General features: G+C 68.2%; 18 protein-coding genes. 9 read left to right on the top strand and 9 right to left on the bottom strand.

Annotated elements, in window-relative coordinates:
• Positions 1-56: 56 nt before the first annotated feature.
• Both BLV94_RS22960 and BLV94_RS22955 read right to left on the bottom strand, forming a co-directional pair.
• Positions 57-1,403 (bottom strand): ArgE/DapE family deacylase, encoded by a 1,347-nt coding sequence (locus BLV94_RS22960; protein WP_072939576.1) that lies wholly within the window; start codon positions 1,401-1,403, stop codon positions 57-59.
• Positions 1,404-1,414: 11 nt separating this feature from the next.
• Positions 1,415-1,597, bottom strand: a complete 183-nt coding sequence (locus tag BLV94_RS22955; protein ID WP_072939404.1) for a hypothetical protein — start codon at positions 1,595-1,597, stop codon at positions 1,415-1,417.
• Between the two features lie 238 nt (positions 1,598-1,835).
• On the opposite strand from BLV94_RS22955, the gene BLV94_RS22950 reads away from it, so the two are divergent.
• The 3 genes from BLV94_RS22950 to BLV94_RS22940 all read left to right on the top strand — a co-directional run bounded on the left by BLV94_RS22950 (position 1,836) and on the right by BLV94_RS22940 (position 6,207).
• Positions 1,836-2,333 (top strand): flavin reductase family protein, encoded by a 498-nt coding sequence (locus BLV94_RS22950; RefSeq protein ID WP_072939401.1) that lies wholly within the window; start codon positions 1,836-1,838, stop codon positions 2,331-2,333.
• Entirely contained in the window at positions 2,326-2,805 is a 480-nt protein-coding gene (locus BLV94_RS22945) for a hypothetical protein (protein ID WP_143051415.1), read from the top strand. Before BLV94_RS22950 ends, BLV94_RS22945 begins: the two co-directional genes overlap by 8 nt.
• A gap of 114 nt (positions 2,806-2,919) precedes the next feature.
• Complete coding sequence (locus BLV94_RS22940) at positions 2,920-6,207, top strand: protein kinase domain-containing protein (protein ID WP_072939396.1); 3,288 nt, start codon at positions 2,920-2,922, stop codon at positions 6,205-6,207.
• Between the two features lie 38 nt (positions 6,208-6,245).
• Here the strand turns inward: BLV94_RS22940 and BLV94_RS22935 are convergent, their stop codons facing one another.
• The 4 genes from BLV94_RS22935 to BLV94_RS22920 are packed head-to-tail and all read right to left on the bottom strand — an operon-like array spanning position 6,246 to position 9,578.
• A complete protein-coding gene (locus tag BLV94_RS22935) occupies positions 6,246-6,560 on the bottom strand; it encodes a hypothetical protein (protein WP_072939394.1) in 315 nt (104 codons plus the stop codon).
• The gene (locus tag BLV94_RS22930) at positions 6,557-8,008 is read right to left on the bottom strand and encodes an amidase (protein WP_083395650.1); all 1,452 of its coding nucleotides are present in this window, start codon (positions 8,006-8,008) and stop codon (positions 6,557-6,559) included. Before BLV94_RS22930 ends, BLV94_RS22935 begins: the two co-directional genes overlap by 4 nt.
• Positions 8,008-8,409 carry a YybH family protein gene (locus tag BLV94_RS22925; RefSeq protein WP_072939391.1) on the bottom strand — a complete coding sequence of 134 codons (402 nt, stop codon included), beginning with the start codon at positions 8,407-8,409 and terminating at the stop codon, positions 8,008-8,010. Before BLV94_RS22925 ends, BLV94_RS22930 begins: the two co-directional genes overlap by 1 nt.
• 2 nt (positions 8,410-8,411) lie before the next feature.
• Positions 8,412-9,578, bottom strand: coding sequence for an LLM class flavin-dependent oxidoreductase (locus BLV94_RS22920; protein ID WP_072939388.1), 1,167 nt, complete (start codon positions 9,576-9,578; stop codon positions 8,412-8,414).
• Between the two features lie 228 nt (positions 9,579-9,806).
• Here BLV94_RS22920 and BLV94_RS22915 point away from each other — a divergent pair, with 228 nt between their 5' ends.
• The 5 genes from BLV94_RS22915 to BLV94_RS22895 are packed head-to-tail and all read left to right on the top strand — an operon-like array spanning position 9,807 to position 13,740.
• A complete protein-coding gene (locus BLV94_RS22915) occupies positions 9,807-10,778 on the top strand; it encodes a DUF4129 domain-containing protein (RefSeq protein ID WP_072939387.1) in 972 nt (323 codons plus the stop codon).
• Positions 10,760-11,242, top strand: a complete 483-nt coding sequence (locus tag BLV94_RS22910; RefSeq protein ID WP_072939384.1) for a hypothetical protein — start codon at positions 10,760-10,762, stop codon at positions 11,240-11,242. Before BLV94_RS22915 ends, BLV94_RS22910 begins: the two co-directional genes overlap by 19 nt.
• Positions 11,239-12,195 carry an AAA family ATPase gene (locus BLV94_RS22905; RefSeq protein WP_072939382.1) on the top strand — a complete coding sequence of 319 codons (957 nt, stop codon included), beginning with the start codon at positions 11,239-11,241 and terminating at the stop codon, positions 12,193-12,195. Before BLV94_RS22910 ends, BLV94_RS22905 begins: the two co-directional genes overlap by 4 nt.
• A gap of 13 nt (positions 12,196-12,208) precedes the next feature.
• Positions 12,209-13,429: a DUF58 domain-containing protein gene (locus tag BLV94_RS22900; protein WP_072939379.1), complete on the top strand. Its 1,221-nt coding sequence runs from the start codon at positions 12,209-12,211 to the stop codon at positions 13,427-13,429.
• Positions 13,426-13,740, top strand: a complete 315-nt coding sequence (locus tag BLV94_RS22895) for a hypothetical protein (RefSeq protein ID WP_072939376.1) — start codon at positions 13,426-13,428, stop codon at positions 13,738-13,740. The genes BLV94_RS22900 and BLV94_RS22895 overlap by 4 nt, the downstream gene beginning before the upstream one ends.
• Here BLV94_RS22895 and BLV94_RS22890 read toward each other — a convergent pair.
• The 3 genes from BLV94_RS22890 to kstD form a co-directional block, all read right to left on the bottom strand.
• The gene (locus tag BLV94_RS22890; protein WP_244163854.1) at positions 13,719-14,219 is read right to left on the bottom strand and encodes a C40 family peptidase; all 501 of its coding nucleotides are present in this window, start codon (positions 14,217-14,219) and stop codon (positions 13,719-13,721) included. The genes BLV94_RS22895 and BLV94_RS22890 overlap by 22 nt on opposite strands.
• Positions 14,220-14,417: 198 nt before the next feature.
• Positions 14,418-15,284, bottom strand: coding sequence for a MaoC/PaaZ C-terminal domain-containing protein (locus BLV94_RS22885; protein WP_072939372.1), 867 nt, complete (start codon positions 15,282-15,284; stop codon positions 14,418-14,420).
• Positions 15,274-16,992 (bottom strand): 3-oxosteroid 1-dehydrogenase, encoded by a 1,719-nt coding sequence (gene kstD, locus BLV94_RS22880; protein WP_083395929.1) that lies wholly within the window; start codon positions 16,990-16,992, stop codon positions 15,274-15,276. Before kstD ends, BLV94_RS22885 begins: the two co-directional genes overlap by 11 nt.
• A 147-nt stretch (positions 16,993-17,139) precedes the next feature.
• On the opposite strand from kstD, the gene BLV94_RS22875 reads away from it, so the two are divergent.
• Entirely contained in the window at positions 17,140-17,925 is a 786-nt protein-coding gene (locus BLV94_RS22875) for a 2-keto-4-pentenoate hydratase (protein WP_072939366.1), read from the top strand.
• The last annotated feature ends 4 nt before the right edge of the window (positions 17,926-17,929 follow it).

The following is a 17,929-nucleotide window of genomic DNA, read 5'->3' as shown; positions in this document are numbered from 1 at the left end:
GAGAAGTGGGCGTCAGGTGTCCGGGTCTCGGCCGCGGCCCCGGCCGTTCCGATCGATCAGCTGGTGGCCGGTGCACACCAGTCCAGCGCGAGCGCCGCATAGGTTCGCGCGGCTGTGTGCACCTCGTCGAGCAGGCAGTACTCGTCGTCCGCGTGCGAGACCCGGAGATCACCGGGGCCGTAGCTGATGGCCGGGACACCTGCGCGGGTGAGGAAGGAGCAGTCCTCCACGGCGCAGAATCCGGTGACCGTCGCCGGGCCGGCGTAGGGGGTGTCGCCCGCGGCGGCGACGTGGGCGGCCGAGACCGCCGCGGTGATGTCGACGGCGGCCTCGCCGGGATCGTTGGCGGGCCAGTTGAGCTTCCACTCGACTGTGGGCGGGTGGTCCCGCAGCCAGCCGTCGGTCTGCGCGATCGCTTCGATCTGGGCTTCGATCTCGCGTTTGACGTCCTCCGGGTCGTCCTGCGGTGGATACCAGACGCAGTACTCGGTGGTCATCGACTCCGACAAGAAGAACGGCACCTGGACACCGTGAGGTCCCCCGGCGACGACTCCCGGATGGATGGTGAAGTGTCCCGGAGCGAACAACGGATGGGTTTTCGTGAACGCCCACTCCTCCTCGAGACGCTGAATGGCCTGGTAGACGAGGAAACCTTTGTCGATGGCGTTCACGCCCACGCTGGACCCGCCGCCGCCCGCGCGGATGGTCTGCCCGCGCATCGAGGAGTGGGTGGTCTTGCCGCCGACCGTGACCGAGAACCACAGCAGACCGGGACTGACCGGAATGACGCCGAGCCGGGTCGGGCCACTCGGTTCCGCGACCACCGCGGCGTCCGCACGGTAGCCACGCTCCAGGGTGGACGAGATTCCGCACTCGTGGTCCATCACCTCCTCCCCGACCACGGCTTGGATGATCAGGTCACCCTGTAATCGAACTCCGGCGCGGGTAAGAGCTTTCACCGCGAAGGCCTGCGCCACCAACCCGGCTTTCATGTCGCTCGCACCGCGGCCCCAGATGCGGTCGTCGTCGATTCGGCCGGAGAACGGCGTTCCCGATTCCCACCGGTCGGAGTTGCCCGGCGGAACGACGTCGACGTGACCGTTGAAAATGAGGGACCGACCGGGGCCGCCGCTGCCGGAGATCGTGCCGACCGCATTCGTCCGCCCCGGCTCGACCGCCCATCTTTCGACGTCCGCACCGGCATCCTGGTAGATCTCGGCGAGCACCTCACTGACATGCCCCTCTTCACCGACGACGGCGTCATACACCTGACCGGGATATTTGGGATTGACGCTGGGAATCGCGATCACGTCGGACAGCACGGAGACCATGTCGTCGCGCAGAGCATCGACCGCATCGAAGACGGCGTTCAGCTGTGTTCTTCCTGTCGGTTGCCGGGACATTGCGATCTCCCTCATTCCGCGATCGGTGTGCGCGCCGGAGCAGGTGGCAGCACGATCGCCACCCCACTCGCGATGAAGGCAAGAATCCCGATCAGTACGAGTGCTGCCCCGAGGCGGAGATCGGCGAAGCCCCCCAGGGCACAGGCGAAGGCGCCGGCCTCCGCACTCGTCGGTTCGGCACAGATTGCGTTCATCGCGTGAAACCTCTCTGGTTGGGTGTGCTTCGGCGTCTCAGCGTGCCGACGACGAACCCCGAGGGGAATCCGTCATCGTGCGGATCGCATGCGGAGTTCGGAGTTCGGCGCACATGTATCCGGCGGTCCGAGCGCGCGAATCCGTAGCCGGATACGTACAACGACCGATGGCAGACCGGCGGCGGCGTCCGAGGATGTGAAGTGCCAGCCTGAACCGATCCCACGGGAGTGCATCGCCATGACGACGATCTCCGAGCCATTCGACCAACGGACCCTGCGAACCTTCTTCGGACGGATCCCGAGCGGGGTTCTCGCGCTCGGTGCCATGGTGGACGGTGAACCCGTCGGCATGGCGGTGAGTTCATTCACCAACGTCTCGCTCGACCCGCCGCTGATGGTCGTGTCCATCCGCAACGAATCTGCCACCTGGCCGCTGATCGCCCGGGCGGAGGCGATCGGCGCGAGCATCCTGGCCGAGTCTCAGGGCGCGTGCGGGGTGCAACTGTCCGCGAAGGAGGCGGACCGGCGCTTCGACTCGGTCGGTTACCGCGTGACCGCCTCGGGGGCGGTCGTCATCGACGATGCGTCCGCATGGTTCGAGGCCACGGTGTCGGAGGCCATCCCCGCCGGCGACCACTTCCTCGTACTGCTGGCGCTGCGCCGTATCTCGAACGGTGTCGACCGGTCGCCCCTGTTGTTCTTTCGCAGCACATTCGCGGCGGTGCGCCATGCCTAGTCAGGTGTCCGCTGCGCGTCGAATCGCAGTGTTCGTCGTGGGCCGCCACACCGATCCGGTGTTCACCTCGACCGGTGCGGTCTGCGACCGCTATCCGCACCTCCTGGACGCGGACAACCTGCGTGAGGCGGCGCTGGAAACCGGCAGGCTCGAGCCCGACGAGGCGGGGAGAACCCCGCTGCCGCTTCTGCGCATCGACACGACGGCTTCGGTACCGACCGGCCCGTACCGTCCCCTCGACGGCCGGGCGGTTCCCTTCCCGAATTCGCCGCGGCTGCTGGCCGGCCTGATCGCGGACGCGAGACGGGTGGGTGTGGCGTCCGGCGCGCTGATCGCGGTGGACGGCCCGCCGGCTCTGCGTCACCGACTGCGGGGCGCCGTCGTCGAGTACCTCCGCCACGCGGGCTTCGACGTCGTGCTCTACCTGCCCGGCTGGGTCCTCGACGAGGGGCTCCTCGCGCGGACGAGCTGAACTGACCGGCGCCGATATCGAATCCAGTCGATCGTTCCCGAGCAGGAATAAACTCGAATGACCGGGATCGCCGACCGATGCACACCTTCGCCGAGCAGGGGACGGATATGGCCAATGGATGACGTCGACCCGCTGGCCACTCAGCGCGGATCGGCGGTCGATATCGCCGCCGAACTCGCTGCCGACGGTTTCTGCAATGCGCGGGAGATCGCACGTGGCGGCTTCGGAGTCGTCTACCGCTGTGAGCAGACGCCACTCGAACGCACAGTTGCAGTAAAGATTCTGACCGCGGATCTCGACGAAGAAAGTTTCGAACGGTTCATCGAGGAACAGCACGCGATGGGTCGACTGTCCGGACACCCGAATATCGTCACGATCCTCCACGCGGGAGCAACCGAAAGCGGCCGGCCCTACCTCGTGATGCCCTATCACCAGCAGGAATCGCTGGAGACACACATCCGCAGGCACGGCCCGATCGGATGGACCGACGCGCTCCGGCTGGGCGTGAAGATTGCGGGTGCGCTCACCGCCGCACACCGCATCGACATTCTGCATCGCGACGTCAAGCCGGGGAATATCCTGCTGACCGAGTACGGCGAACCTGAGCTGACCGACTTCGGGATCGCACGGATCACCGGCGGATTCCGGACCGCCGCCGGCGTCGTTCTCGGGTCACCGGCATTCGCCGCGCCTGAAGTGCTCCGCGGGCAGCCGGCCAGTGCCGCATCCGATGTCTACGGTCTCGGAGCGACGCTCTTCAGCGCGGTAACCGGCCATGCCGCGTTCGAACGACGCAGCGGAGAGGACCTCGTCGCGCAGTTCCTGCGTATTACGAATGAACCGATTCCGCCCCTGCGCGAGTACGACATACCCCCCGACGTCGCCGCCGTGATCGAGCGTGCCATGGCGCAGAAACCGGAGGATCGTCCCGCGTCGGCGACGGAGTTCGGTGACGAACTGCGGAATATTCAACGGCGCCACGGACTGCCGGTCGACGAGATGGCGACGCCCAGCATGCTCGGCGTCACACCACGGCCCGCCGCGGCGCCGTCCCGCGACACCCGTAAGAAAGACGCCGGGAAATCACCGCTGCGCCGACACAACATCTCCGCCGACGTGACGAGCTTCGTCGGCCGGAATCACGAACTTCGCGAGATTCGAGAACTGTTGCGGCGGGCACGATTGCTGACGTTGACCGGTATCGGGGGCGTGGGCAAGTCACGGCTCGTGAAATCCGCGGCCCTCGGATTGCAGCGGGCGTTCCGCGACGGGGTGTGGCTGACCGACTTCAACTACGTCCAGGACGGCAGATTCGTCCAACAGGCGATCCAGGACTCGATACCGGGGCCCGGCACGGTATTGTCCCTGGCCGAGCAACTCGGCGACAAGAACACCCTGCTGATATTCGACAACTGCGACACCCTCACTACCGAGATCGGGGACATCTCGGCGAGCGTGCTGGCACAGTGCCCCAACGTGAAGATCCTCGCGACATCGCGAACCTCCCTGGACATCAGCGCCGAATTCGTATTGACGGTCCCGCCGTTCGCCCATTCCGGTAACTCGGACGCCGAGAACGACGCCGTCGTGCTGTTCCGGGAACGCGCGCAGGCGGTAGGCGGGTGTGGGCAGGGAACCCTCGATGAAAGCTCCGTCGTCGAGCTGTGCAACAGACTGGACGGCCTGCCCCTGGCCATCGAGCTGGCCGCACTGCGGACACGGACGATGTCGATCGAGGACATCGGCACCCGGCTGGTCGATCGATTCGGGCTTCTCCGTGGCGGTCCCCGCGACGTGCACCCGCGCCATCGCAGTCTGTGGACGCTACTCGAGTGGACCTGGGATCAGTGCAGTACCGCCGAGAGATCCCTGTGGGCCCAGTTCTCCGTCTTCGTCGGTTCGGCCTCGCTGGACGCGGTGCACAGCGTCTGCACACTGAGCGGTGACGGTGACATCGCCGATGCCGTCGACGGTCTCGTGCAGCAGTCCATTCTGTCGCGGAGGCAGGCGGGGCACCTTCTCCGATTTCAGATGCTCGACACCATCCGTGAATTCGGCCAGTTGATGCTCGAGCGGGAGGCGGCGTCCCTCGGACTCGCTGCGCCACAAGCGGATCTGCGTGACCGACACATGCGGTTCTATTCGGCGTTGGCGAAGAGTTCGGAACACGACTGGTTCGGCCCGGAGCAACACCGCGCCAGTTCGACTGTGTCCGAAGAGATTGCGAACATGCGTGCCGCCTTCGAGTGGGCGCTCGAAACCAGCGAACACTGTGGGACAGGCGCCGCGATGGTCGCCGATCTGTGGTTCTACTGGCTCGGTTGCGGGCATTTGAAGGAGGGCCGGCTGTGGTCGGAGCATGCGTGGGACCGCGTGCACCGCCTCGGCATACCGCACGAGGCCAGGTCACTGTGGACGCTGGGATGGAATCTGCTGATCACCGGGGAAATCGATCGTGCGGAACAGCACCTGCGGGAGTGCCTCGCGCAGGCCCGGCAGCAGGACGACGCACGAGCGGCCTCCTTCGGCAGAGCGATGCTGGGTGCGGTGTACTTCTTCCGAGACGATTTCGACGGGGGCGTCGAGCTGTACCGGACCGCGATTTCGGAAGCGCGGCAACGCGGCGACGGACTCGCCACCGCCATGTTCTCGTATCAGCTGGGGGAGGCGTACTGCCTGTACCGAGAGTTCGATCTCGCGGAGGAGTGCTGCCGGGACTGCATCGCGGTCTGCGAGAAGAACGGTGACCACTGGTGCATCTCGTACGCCCGATGGGTTCAGGCCCTCGCCGCCTACCTGCAGGGATCGTACGAACACGCCGCGTCGATCGCGAAACACGCGCTGGCGGCAATGGCGACCATCGACGACCAACTCGGGATGGCGCTGATCGGCGAACTGCTCGCCTGGCTGGCCGCGGAGGACGGCAGATACCTCGAGGCGGCACGAATTCTCGGTGCGACGCAGGCGTACTGGTCTGCAAGCGGTTCCTCCGTGATGGGATTGCACCGGTTGATGCAGCACCGCGACGCCTGTGCCGCGAAAGTCCGGGCTCATCTCGCCGAGCGCGACGTCGCAGACGCCACCGCGAGCGGTGCCGCACTCGGGATCGAATGGATCGCTACACTGCCCGGTGCGGACGTCGCCGACTCCGCGGCGGCCCATCGCGGCGGCCGGGTTCCGGAGGTGGATGCGAGATCTGCGGTCCTGCAGCACTTGACGAACCGGGAGCGGGAGATCGCCGGCCTCGTGGCGCGCGGGATGACGAACAAGGAAATTGCGGCCCAGTTGATCATCGGAAAGCGCACCGTGGATACCCACGTCGCGCATGTCCTCGCGAAATGCGGTCTGCGCCGGCGGTCGGAGATTGCCTCTCTGGTGACCGCGAATCCGGAAATGCCGTGATCCACTGCCACCGGTGAGGCAATCTCCCACCTGACCACTCACTTCCAGTGGATGTGGGCGCGCACCCGGCCGCTGCCGGAGTCGGTCCACCCTTTTCCCGCGGCATAATCGACCATCGCTGCGAGAGCGGTGTTCCACTCGTCGGTTCCGCGCCCACGGCCGCGGAGAAAGTCGACGTCGATCCAGAGATGATCGCCGTCCACGGCGCCCGCTCCCGTCGACACGGCGACTGCGGTCACCGCTTCCCGCGTCAGCCCGACCGCGTCGACCGCCAACTCCGTGAAGTTGTCCCTGTCGTCGAGTCGGATCACTCCGTCTCGACGTGCATCATCGGTGGTGACGACGACGATCATGACCCCTCGCTCAGATTCGTCACGTGCAGCGCCGGTCGACGCTCGGCCCATGGTCGCGCCTGCTCCAGTTGCGCCGCGAGACCGAGCAAGAGGTCTTCCCGGTACACGTCGGCGCCGAATTGCACGCCGACAGGCAAGCCGTCGCTCGTGGTGCCGAGCGGGAGGCTGATCGCCGGCGCACCCGTGACGTTGTACAAGGCGCACATCGGATGCGGTGTGATGACGTGACGCACCCACTCCTGCGCGGAGAACGATGCGTCGTTCGCGTCGAACGTCCCGAGATCGACCGGCGGCGTGATCGCGGTCGGTGTGACCAGGATGTCCCAGTCCGCCATGAACGCCGCCACCTGCCTGCTCACCCGGTTGTTCGTCGCGAACGCGCGGGCGAGGTCGACCGGTGTCAACGCGCGGCCGGCCTCGGCGCACGCGATCGTCGTCGCCTCGAAGTGGTCCGGGCTCAACCCGACACCGATCGCCTCGCCGAGCGGTATTACGTCCGCTGCGGTTCCCGCGCAGAACGTGGTGGTCAGCGCGTCGAGGAACTCCTCCCACTTCAACGCGGGCGTGACGACGTCCACCTCGTGGCCGAGGTCGGACAGCAACTCGATCGTCGACATCAACACGCGCCGGACATCCCCGTGTACCGGGCGGTCGCTCCACGAATCGAGGCACACCGCGATGCGTAGCGGCGATTGTGGTCCTCGCATCTCGTCGCGGTACGGCCGGGCCGGACCGGGCGCGCCGTACTTTTCCCCGGGAAGGTTCCCGTGCACGGCATCGAGCAACGCCGCCGCATCCCGCACCGACCGGGTGAGGGCGAACTCCACCACGTTGCCGTAGAAGGCCTCCTGCATGCCGGGACCGATCGGGATCCGCCCACGACTCGGTTTGAGGCCGACGGTGCCGGTGTGACAGGCCGGAATGCGGATCGACCCGGCACCGTCGTTGGCGTGCGCGATCGGGACCGCTCCCGCCGCCACCAGCGCTGCGGATCCGCCACTGGATCCGCCGGGGCTCTTGGTCGGATCCCACGGGTTGTGGACCGCACCACCGAACAGGGGCTCGGTGGTGGGGCACAACGCGAACTCGGGAATCTTCGTGCTTCCGACGGCGGCGAGTCCGGCGCGACGGAACCGGGCCATCAGTTCGGAGTCGTGATCGAGCACGATCCCCGCCGCGAGCGCCCGGCTGCCCAGGTGGAGCGGTACCCCGGCGGCGTGGCAGCAGAGGTCCTTGAGCACGAAGGGAACTCCGGCGAACACGCCCTCGGTGCTGGCGTCCAGCGGCGAATCCCACGGCCCTTCCACGGTGGCATGCAGCCGCTCGTTCGCGAGTTCGACTGCCTTGATCCCCGCCTCGTGAATCTCCGCCGGCTTGACCTCACCCGAACGCACCAGGCCCGCCAGCCCGGTGGCGTCGTAGGACGCGTATTCCTCGATCGTCACCATCAGTACGACACCTCCGCCGGCGCATCTGCTTCGACGTGAGTCCAGATGTCGCGGTGCATCAACCACGATCCGTCGTCCTGCCGGACGTGGACGACGAGGTAGTTGCTGTGCACCTCGGATCCGGCGGCGAACTCGCCGATCGCGCGGCCTTCCTCGACAGCGACGGTGTCGCCGATGGTCAGTTGGACGTTCTCGACGGCCTGCGTGACGAGCCCCGCCCTCAGCCAGTTGCCGAACTCCTCGGCGATTGCGTCGCGCCCGTGTACAGATCGCCCGTCGGGCGTCAGCAACCTGCCGTCGCTGGTGTACAGCGACGCGAACAACGCCGGGTCGCGATCCTCGATGGCACGGACCACGCTGCAATGGAGGTCGGCCAATTGCTCACGATCGAACGTCGACATGCTCACCCCGCCAGTTCTTCGGCGGTGTCGATCTCGTAGCTCGGACGCTGCCGCGGGTCGCCGGGAAGCAGACCGACCGGCCCCGTGCGGACCACACCCGCGGGATTGCCGAAGTACGGAATCACGTACCTGCCGAAGTTCTCGATCGACTGCATCCGCTCGTCGTGGGTGCCTCCGTCGATGCGCAGCACGATCTCGTCCGCCCCCATGTCGGCGGTGCGCTGAACCTGCTCGACGCAGTGCTGCGGATCGCCGACCAGAACGGTCGGGCCGCAGGTACGCAGCCAGTCCGCGTCGTCGGCGTGCTTGCGCAGCAACCCGATCCGGGAGAATTCGCCGTACTGCTCCGGTGACCGTTCGGCGAGTTGCACGTAGACGTCGTTGATGATCATCTGCGCAAACTTCAGCAGATCGGCCTCCGCGTGTGCGAGTGCCTCGTCGTTTGTCTTGGCGCATCGCGCCGACATGACGCTGCTGGCCGCCGACTTGATCGCGTAGCGGCCGACGGGCGAGACCTCGTCCTCGGACACCGCGTTGTAGGCGTCGAGGTTCGCTTGCAGGACCTCCCAGCCCAGGTAGGCGTCGGAGGTGATCATGCCAAGGCCCTTGCGCCGGGCGTCGGCGGCAGACTCCACACTCTGGACGATCTTGTACAGCGGCGGGTGCGGCTCCTGCAGAGACTTGGGGCTCAACCGGCGCTCCGGGATCGTGCCCCAGTGCGGGCCGTCGTGGCTGAATGTGTCATCGCTCAACGCCCGGACGATGAGGTCGAGTGCCTCCTCGGACCGGTCGCGGGTTTCCTCCAGGGAGACGCCGAACGCGTCCAACTGCAGCAACGTATTTCCCCGGGCGGTGGTCAGCTCGACGCGGCCGTCCGACAGCAGGTCGGTGGTCGCGGTCTGCTCCGCGACGAGGATCGGATGAATCACGGAGGTCAGCCGGCTCATGTACCGCAGACGAATCCGGTTCGTGCGCATCGCGACAGCGGTGAACAGACATTCCGGCGCGGATGTGACGCACATGTCGTTGAAGAAGTGGTGCTCGGAGGTGCCCCAGCCGTAGAAGCCCATCTCCTCGGCGAAGACGGCTTCGTCCACCATGTCCCGATAGCGCCGGTGGTGCGTGGTGCCGGGCTCGGTTGCACATTCGCTCATCATGATGAATCTCATCGCGACTTCCTTCGGTTCGGGGGAGTGCCTCTGTCGGCACGTTCCAGCGTCCGCCATCGAGTCCCGCCGCAAATCCGTCATCATGCGGAGGAGATACCGAACTTTGCTGCGGATACGGAGTCGTGACATCGAACCGGGAGGTACGTGTCGCTGCGCTGTTCACGGGGGTGAACGAGTGATTTTCCCGGTCCCCGCGTGTCACGATGGAGGGGCAACTCGGGAGTGAGGATGCCGGACCGTCGGGTGATGAGCAGGGTCGTCCACACGGTCGCCCTGCTGGCGGCCGTCGTGACGGTCACCCTTGTGGTCAGGGCGGTCCCCGCGCCCGACACCCCTGCCACGGCGGAGCCGGGTGCGGGGGCGACGCGCGCGTTGGTCGTGCTCTCGGCGATCGCCGTCGTCGTCGCGGCCGTGGCGCTCGCGTCGGCCGTGCGCGGCGGCCGGCCACGGGTCGCCCCGGACCCGCCGACGGTCGGGCCGACCGGGAACACCGGGTCCTCGGTCTCGCGCCGGCACGTGGTCGGGTGGGCGGTGTTCGCCTCCCTTCTCGTGGCCGCGGCGTTCCTCCTCGGATCCGTCCGTGGCGACGAACCCCCGGGCCGTCAGCGGCCGACGACGACCCACGCCGCCGACGAGGGGGCCGACCGCACCGACCAGGTGGTCCCCGGCGAGACGGTCCCGCCGCCCGACACGGTTGCCGAGGCCCGCGAGGACCTGGCGGAATTATGGACCGCGGCAGCGATTGTCGGGCCGATGCTGGTGACGTTGCTGATCCTCGGCGCCGTGGCCAGGCGCCCCCTCCGGGCTCGGGTCGGCGCCTGGACCGCGGCGAGTTCCCCCGACGCTCCGGCAGGCGCGCAGTCGCTGGCCCGGGCCGCGGAGGAAGGTCTCGCCGTGGTCGTGGCCCCCAGTCTGCCGCCGCGCGAGGCCATCATCGCCAGTTACGCGGCCATGGAGGACGCATTGCGGACGGCGCCGGGCGCCGAGCCGCGGGATTCGGACACACCGTCCGAAGTACTGGCTCGCGCAGTCCAACTCGGAGCGCTGCGCTTCGAGGCGGCGGCGCCGCTGGTGCGGCTGTTCTCGGAGGCGCGGTTCAGCCTGCATCCGATGGGCGAACAGCACCGTGACGAGGCCGCGGACCTGCTCCGGCGCGTGCTCGCCGACCTGGGGAGCGATGCGTGCTCGCCGTCGCGGTAATCGGGGTCGGAGTGGTACTGGCCGTCGAGGTCCCGCTGGTGGCCGCGGGCCGGTACGGCGCCGCCGTGCTGATTGCGGGAGCGGTGACGGCGCTGGTGCTCTTCGAGATTCGGCGACGGATGGCACCCGCAGACGTCGACGGCGACACGTCGGGTCTGGAAGCGGAACGGGCCGAGGCGACGGCCCGCTGGATGGCGCGGACGGAATCGTTGATCAGCTGGGCGGACGGTACCCGCGGCGACTGGGATCACCATCTGCGTCCGTTGCTGGCGCGCGAATTCCAGCAGTCCACCGGACAGCGGCAGGGACTCGACCCCGCCGACACCGCCGCCGCGGGTGAAGTGTTCTTCGGCGACCTGTGGCGGTGGGTCGATCCCGACGGCGTCCAGCGCGTCGACAGGACGGAGCCCGGTCCGGGCCGGGACGTCCTCGACCGGATCCTGCAACGACTGGAGCAGCTGTGACGATGCCCGCCGAGGTCACCACCGCGCGCGCCCACGCCGTGCTGGCGGAGGTCGAACGGGCGGTGGTCGGCAAGCACGACGAACTCACGTCGATTCTGCTCGCTGTGCTCGCGGGCGGACACGTGCTCATCGAGGATCTGCCCGGACTCGGAAAGACTTTGGTGGCACGCTCTTTCGCCGCCGCGCTCGGACTCGACTTCACACGCGTCCAGTTCACCCCCGACCTGCTGCCCGCCGACCTGCTCGGCGCCACCATCTACGACATGCCGTCGGGACGCTTCGAGTTTCGTCCGGGCCCGATCTTCACCAACCTGCTCCTGGCCGACGAGATCAACCGCACCCCGCCCAAGACCCAGGCCGCTCTGCTCGAGGCCATGGCCGAGGGGCAGGTCAGCGTGGACGGCACCACCCGGATCCTGCCGCGACCCTTCGTCGTGCTCGCCACCGACAACCCCATCGAATACGAGGGCACCTACCCGCTGCCCGAGGCGCAGCTGGACCGGTTCACGCTCCGCCTGAGACTGGGGTACCTCACCGAGACCGACGAGCACGAGATGCTGCGCCGCCGGCTCGACAGGGGATCCGCCGCCGTCGTCGTCGAGCAGGTGGTCGATGCCGCCGACCTCCTGGCGATGCGGGAGTCGCTCGAACAGGTCAGTGTTCATCACGACGTCCTCGGGTACGTCGTCGCACTCGCGAACGCCACCCGGCACCACCCGCAGGTCGAGGTCGGGGCCAGTCCCCGCGCCGAACTCGACCTCGTCCAACTGGCGCGGGCACGCGCCCTCCTCTCCGGCCGGGACTTCGTCATTCCCGAGGACATCAAAGCGCTGGCCGTTCCCGCCGTCGCGCATCGCATCAGCCTGCGGCCGGAGATGTGGGTGCGCCGCATCCGCAGCGACGACGTCCTCGCCGAACTGTTGCGCCGCCTCCCCGCGCCGAGGGCACGATGACGCCGAGGGAACGATGACAGAGCACCCGCTGACGTGGCGGGCGTCGCCGGCGGCCCTCGCCCTGACGACCTGCGCGGCCGTGGCACTGACCGTGGGCGTCGTGGGGCGGTGGTGGGAACTGATGGTGTTCGCCGCCCCGATGCTGGGCGCGCTCGGTGCGCTGACGTGGTTGCCGCGACCTGCCACCGGAGTGCGGGTCGACAGTTCGGGCGGCACCGTGCGGTGCTTCGAATCCGAATCCGTGCAGTTCTCGGTGGACGTGACGACGTGCGGCGGCGCGGCGGAACTGACGGTGACACCGGCGCCGTCCGACAGCTACCGGGTCGAGCAGACCGGCGACGGCGAGTACCTGCTGTCCGCGGACCGGTGGGGTCGATACGAACCCGCACTGATCGTCACGGCGCGCGCGGGCGGCGGCCTGCTGACCGCGACGGCGCGGGTTCCCGCCACGGAACTGCGGATCTTTCCGCTGGCACCGCCGACGCCGACGCCACTCCCGCACTCCCCGCTTCCGGACCGGATCGGCGCACACAGCACCCGACGATTCGGTTCGGGAGTCGAATTCGGCGACATCCGGCCGCACGCCCCGGGAGATCCGCTGCGCAGCGTCAACTGGCCCGTCAGTGCACGGCGCGGCAGGCTGCACGTGACCGAACGGATCATGGACCGCGCCGCCGACGTCGTCGCCGTACTCGACACCACCCCGCAGGCGCCCGGCCCGGCGTCGGAGAGTCTGCACCGCACCGTCCGCGGGGCGACGCAGGTGGTGCAGACAGCCCTGCAACGCGGCGATCGGGCCGGGGTCGTCGCCCACGGTCTCCGGCTGCGGTGGCTCGGCGCCGACATCGGGCGCAGGCAGTTCTACCGGATCCTCGACACCGTCCTCGACGCCGGCGGCGCGGCTGAGGGCACGCTGGTCCCGCGGGTCGCGTTGCCGCCGCGGGCGGTGGTCATCGCGTTCTCCACCATGCTGGACACCGGGTTCGCGCTGTCGCTGCTGGAGTTGCGGAGGCGCGGTCACGTCGTCGTGGCCGTCGACGTCCTCCGCGGTCCGCCGTTCGAGCACGAACTCGATCCGATGACCGGCCGGATGTGGCGGCTCGAGCGCCGGAACATGTACCGGAACATGGGTGTCCTCGGGGTCCCGGTGGTGGCGTGGGAGGACGATTCGGCACTGGATCTGGCGCTGGCCCTCGCGGACCGGGCCCGCAGGCTGTCGGGAGCGCACCGATGAGATGGGTTGCGGTGCTCGCGGTGCAGGGGGCGCTCATCGCGCTCGTCCTGGGCGACGCGTCCGCGCCCGCGGCGGCCGCTGCCGGCGTCGCGGCGACGGCACTGCTGCTCGTCGCCTACGTCGGCCCCGCCCGGGGAATCCCGACGCTCCTGCTGGGAGCGGTCGCCGCCGGCGCCGTGGCCGTGCTGGCGGCGGCACTGCCGGACGCGCCCGCGTGGGCGGCCCTGCTCGGACCGGTCGCGGTGGTGGTGCTGTTCGTCGTCGCGGTGTGGCCGTACGTCGGCGACCGTCAGAACCGCCGGATGTCGTAGATGTGGAACTGCGACAGCGGCGCCAGACCCACCGGCACGCCGCGCCCGTACGCATTGAAGACCTGACCGAAGCCCGCGTAGATACCGATGTGCGACGCGTCGTCGTTGAGCACCACGATGTCGCCGGGAGCCAGCGCCCACAGCGGAATGTGGGCACCGACCTCGGCCTGCTCCCAGGTAGTGCGCGGCAGGTTCACCCCGGCCTGCCGGAATGCCCATTGCACCAGACCCGAGCAGTCCCACGCGTCCGGACCCGTCCCACCCCACAGATAGGGCTTGCCCGTCTGGGTCGTCGCGGCCGCGAGCGCGGCCAGCCCCGTCGGAGTGGGAATGGGCGTCGGGAGAACGGACGAACCCATCGAACTGCCGCCGGTGCTGCCGCTGTCGGAACTGCCCGCCACCGGTGCGGCATTCGCGGGAAGAGCGACGAGAGCGGTCGCACAGAACGCGAGAGCACCGGCAACGGCGGCACGGCGCACGGGACGGAGAGGTCTGCGCTGGGACACGAGGTCCCCCCTTTGTTCGCTACTGCTCGTGAAGAGCCGTGGAACCGCCCCGACCATCGGTTGACACGTCTCGATGAGGTCACGGACAGCGTACAAAGTGTTGCGGCGTCGTGCCTGGCAATTGCGAATATCCGCCGGAACTGGGCGAATTCGGTCAAATTTCGGTAACTGTCACCCCTCGGTCAGGGTCAGGACCACGTCGGCCAGGGCTGGGGCGTGATCGCGCTGGGGGACCGTCGCCGAGATGAGGAAGCTTCCCTGTTCCTTCCAGATCCGCGTGTGCAGTGTCTCGCCGGGGAACACGACGCCGGCGAACCGGACCCGGAATCCTGCGACCTGCGCTGCGTCCGAGTCGAGGACCGCGTCCACGGCCGCCTTGCACACCATTCCGTACGTGCACAGGCCGTGCAGGATGGGGGCGGGAAACCCTGCGGCGGAAGCGAACTTCGGGTCGGAATGCAGGGGGTTGCGGTCACCGCACATCCGGTACATCAGTGCCTGCTGCGGGAGGACGGGGGTGTCGACCTCGACGTCGGCGGGCCGGTCGGGCAACTCCACGGACTGGGACGGTCCGCGCTCACCGCCGAAACCGCCTTCGCCGCGGGCGAAGATGGACGACCGCCCGGTCCACAGGGGAGTGCCGTCGAGGTCGGTGGTCACCGATTCCTGCACGATGACGGCGGCCTTGCCCTTGTCCCACACCTCGGCGATGCGGGTGGTGGTGCGGGCCTTGCCCTCCGGGGGAATCGGCCGGTGCACGGTCACTTCCTGGGTGCCGTGGACGACCTTGGCGAGGTCGATCTCGACTCCCGGGAACGACACGCTCGGCGCCTCGGTGGCGTGGAAGTTCGCGGCGACCGTGGCGAACGTCGGAAGCACCTGCGGTGTCCCGTCGGTCAGGTAGCGCAACTCCCTCTCGTCGAGCGGGCGCGACCCGGCGCCGAGAGCGAGGTGGTAGTGCTGGACGTCGGAACTGGTCCAGGAGAACTCCTGGGTGGGCAGTTCGGCCCCGATGGCGATGTTCGGATCAATGGGCATTGGTGGCGTCTCCGGTCAGTGACGTCGGCGAGTCGGACTGGGCGGACTTCTCGAGGATATCGAGAACCGCGAGGTAGCCGAACGTCATCGCCGGACCGATGGTCGCGCCGGGGCCGGCGTAGGTGTGGCCCATCACCGGACCGCTGGCATTGCCCACCGCGTAGAGGTTCTCGATGGTGCTGCCGTCCGCCCGGAGCACGCGGGCGTTGCGGTCGGTGCGGAGCCCGCCCTTGGTGCCGAGGTCGCCCGGAACCATCTTGACGGCGAAGAACGGCGCCTTCTCGAGCGCGCCGAGGCTCGGGTTCGGCTTGTTGCGGGGATCCCCGTAGTAATGGTCGTATCCGCTCTCGCCGCGGCCGAAGTCCTCGTCCTTGCCGTTCCGGGCGAAAGTGTTGAAGCGCGAGACCGTTTCGGTGAGTGCGTCGACGGGCACGCCGATCTTCCCGGCCAGTTCGGCGACGGCGCCGGCCTTGACGATGACACCGGCCTTCAGCCAGCGACCGGGGAACGGGGACCGCGGGGTGACGCCGGCGAACGCGTACCGGTCGCGGTACCGCTGGTCGAGGACGAGCCAGCACGGGACGTTCTCGCCCGGCCCGTCGCCCTGGCCGTGCGTGCCGCCGTACATCGCGTGCGTCGCCTCGACGTACGGTGCCGATTCGTTGACGAAGCGCTTGCCGGATTCGTTGATCATGATGCAGCCGGGCAGGCTCCGCTCGGACAGCGCGAACCACGGTCCGCCGGTGAGCGGGATGGACGGCCCCCACCACGCGTCCTCCATCAGATCGAGCGCGGCACCGAGCTTTTCGCCGGCCCAGATGCCGTCGCCCGTGTTGGCTTTCGCGCCGACGGTCCACTCGGTGCCGATCGGCGCCCGCTGGTACTTCTTGCGGGCCTCGTCGTTGTGCTCGAAGCCGCCCGACGCGATCACCACGCCGCGGCGCGCCCGGAACACCTGCGGCTGTCCGTCGACCGTGGCGTTGACGCCCTTGACCACACCGTCTTCCACGTACAGGTCGGTGAGCGGGGTGTCGAGCAGGATCGGGACGCCGGCGGCCTTCAGTCCGGCCTGCAATCCGGCGACGAGGGCCTGACCGCGGACGAGCAGGCGTTTGCCGGTGAGTTTGGCGCCGAGGAACCGGAGCCCGACCCGGGCGGCCCGCAGCGGACCGCGCGGGTTGCGCATCAGCAGGTTCAGCCAGCGGTAATCCGCCTGGGTGATCACGAAATTCGACGGGGCCTTGACGTAATCGGGTTCGAGCTTCGCAAGGTCGGCGCCGAGTTTCCGGCCGTCGAACGGGGTCGGCTCGACGGACCGTCCGCCGAGCCGACCGCCGGGCGCCTCCGGATAGTAGTCGGAGTATTCGGGCACCCACTGCAGTTTCAGCGGGCTGTTCTTCAGCACGAACGACAGCATCTCGGGGCCGCGGTCGATGTAGGCGTCGATCCGGTCCTTCGGGACGACGTCGCCGATGATGCTGTGGAGGTAGGTCCGCGCGGCGTCGGTGGTGTCCTCGACGCCCGCGGCGATCAGCGCCTCGTTGTTCGGGATCCAGACGCCACCGCCGGAGCGCGCGGTGGAGCCACCGAAGTGCGCTGCCTTTTCGAGGATGACGACGCTGAGTCCCTTGTGGGCCGCGGTCAGGGCCGCGGTCATTCCACCGGCACCGCTACCGACGACCACGATGTCGTATTCGTGCTTGCTCATGTAGAACACGTTATAGAATGATGGGGTTGTCAGTCCATCGTTTCTGCCAGGAAGTATTACTGACGCCAACGAAGAAGAACGAAACACGTTGCAGTGGAAACCGGTGGGCGTGCGCACGCACACGAACTTCAGGGAAGGCCTCACACCATGCTCTCGACGCAACTACGCACCGAGTTGGCGGATCAGCTCGACACCGCGGAACGCGGCCGCGCCCCCATCGGCCCCCTGACCGCGGACCACCCCGACATCGACGTCGTCGACGCCTACGAGATCCAGCTCATCAACATCCGCCGCCGGCTGCAGGACGGCGCGAAGGTCGTCGGGCACAAGGTGGGGCTGTCGTCCCTCGCCATGCAGCAGATGATGGGCGTCGACGAACCCGACTACGGCCACCTGCTCGCCGACATGGAAGTGTTCGAGGACCAGCCCGTCGACACCGCCCGGTTCTGTTTCCCGCGCGTCGAGGTGGAGGTCGCGTTCGTGCTGGGCGCCGACCTTCCCGGCGCAGGCTGCACCGAACAGGACGTCCTCGACGCCACCGTGGCGTTCGCGCCGTCCATCGAACTGATCGACAGCCGGATCACCGACTGGAAGATCACCCTGCCGGACACGATCGCCGACAACGCGTCGTCCGCCGGCTTCGTGCTCGGCAAGAACCGGGTGCGGCCGGCGGACATCGACATCAAGGCGATCGACGCGGTCCTGACGAGCAACGGCGAGATCAAGGCCGAGGGCCGCAGCGACGCGGTGCTCGGCAACCCGGTGACCGCCGTCGCCTGGCTCGCGCAGAAGGTCGAGAGCTTCGGCGTGCGGTTGAAGGCCGGCGATATCGTGCTGCCCGGCTCCTGCACCCGCGCCATCGACGCGCACCCGGGCGATCACTTCCGCGCCGAGTTCAGTGGGCTCGGCACCGTATCCCTGCAGTTCAAGTAGGAGT

Origin of the sequence: Rhodococcus koreensis (genome assembly GCF_900105905.1) — a bacterium.
GTDB classification, from domain to species: domain Bacteria; phylum Actinomycetota; class Actinomycetes; order Mycobacteriales; family Mycobacteriaceae; genus Rhodococcus_F; species Rhodococcus_F koreensis.
Note: the sequence above shows the minus strand (reverse complement) of the source record. Positions and strands in the feature narration are given on the sequence as shown.

What these genes read in the sequence shown, in the direction of transcription:
- BLV94_RS22960 (WP_072939576.1), bottom strand. Translation starts at nt 1,403, where the DNA reads ATGTCCCGGCAACCGACAGGAAGAACACAGCTGAACGCCGTCTTCGAT.
- BLV94_RS22955 (WP_072939404.1), bottom strand. Translation starts at nt 1,597, where the DNA reads ATGAACGCAATCTGTGCCGAACCGACGAGTGCGGAGGCCGGCGCCTTC.
- BLV94_RS22950 (WP_072939401.1), top strand. Translation starts at nt 1,836, where the DNA reads ATGACGACGATCTCCGAGCCATTCGACCAACGGACCCTGCGAACCTTC.
- BLV94_RS22945 (WP_143051415.1), top strand. Translation starts at nt 2,326, where the DNA reads ATGCCTAGTCAGGTGTCCGCTGCGCGTCGAATCGCAGTGTTCGTCGTG.
- BLV94_RS22940 (WP_072939396.1), top strand. Translation starts at nt 2,920, where the DNA reads ATGGATGACGTCGACCCGCTGGCCACTCAGCGCGGATCGGCGGTCGAT.
- BLV94_RS22935 (WP_072939394.1), bottom strand. Translation starts at nt 6,560, where the DNA reads ATGATCGTCGTCGTCACCACCGATGATGCACGTCGAGACGGAGTGATC.
- BLV94_RS22930 (WP_083395650.1), bottom strand. Translation starts at nt 8,008, where the DNA reads ATGGTGACGATCGAGGAATACGCGTCCTACGACGCCACCGGGCTGGCG.
- BLV94_RS22925 (WP_072939391.1), bottom strand. Translation starts at nt 8,409, where the DNA reads ATGTCGACGTTCGATCGTGAGCAATTGGCCGACCTCCATTGCAGCGTG.
- BLV94_RS22920 (WP_072939388.1), bottom strand. Translation starts at nt 9,578, where the DNA reads ATGAGATTCATCATGATGAGCGAATGTGCAACCGAGCCCGGCACCACG.
- BLV94_RS22915 (WP_072939387.1), top strand. Translation starts at nt 9,807, where the DNA reads ATGCCGGACCGTCGGGTGATGAGCAGGGTCGTCCACACGGTCGCCCTG.
- BLV94_RS22900 (WP_072939379.1), top strand. Translation starts at nt 12,209, where the DNA reads ATGACAGAGCACCCGCTGACGTGGCGGGCGTCGCCGGCGGCCCTCGCC.
- BLV94_RS22895 (WP_072939376.1), top strand. Translation starts at nt 13,426, where the DNA reads ATGAGATGGGTTGCGGTGCTCGCGGTGCAGGGGGCGCTCATCGCGCTC.
- BLV94_RS22885 (WP_072939372.1), bottom strand. Translation starts at nt 15,284, where the DNA reads ATGCCCATTGATCCGAACATCGCCATCGGGGCCGAACTGCCCACCCAG.
- kstD (WP_083395929.1), bottom strand. Translation starts at nt 16,992, where the DNA reads ATGAGCAAGCACGAATACGACATCGTGGTCGTCGGTAGCGGTGCCGGT.
- BLV94_RS22875 (WP_072939366.1), top strand. Translation starts at nt 17,140, where the DNA reads ATGCTCTCGACGCAACTACGCACCGAGTTGGCGGATCAGCTCGACACC.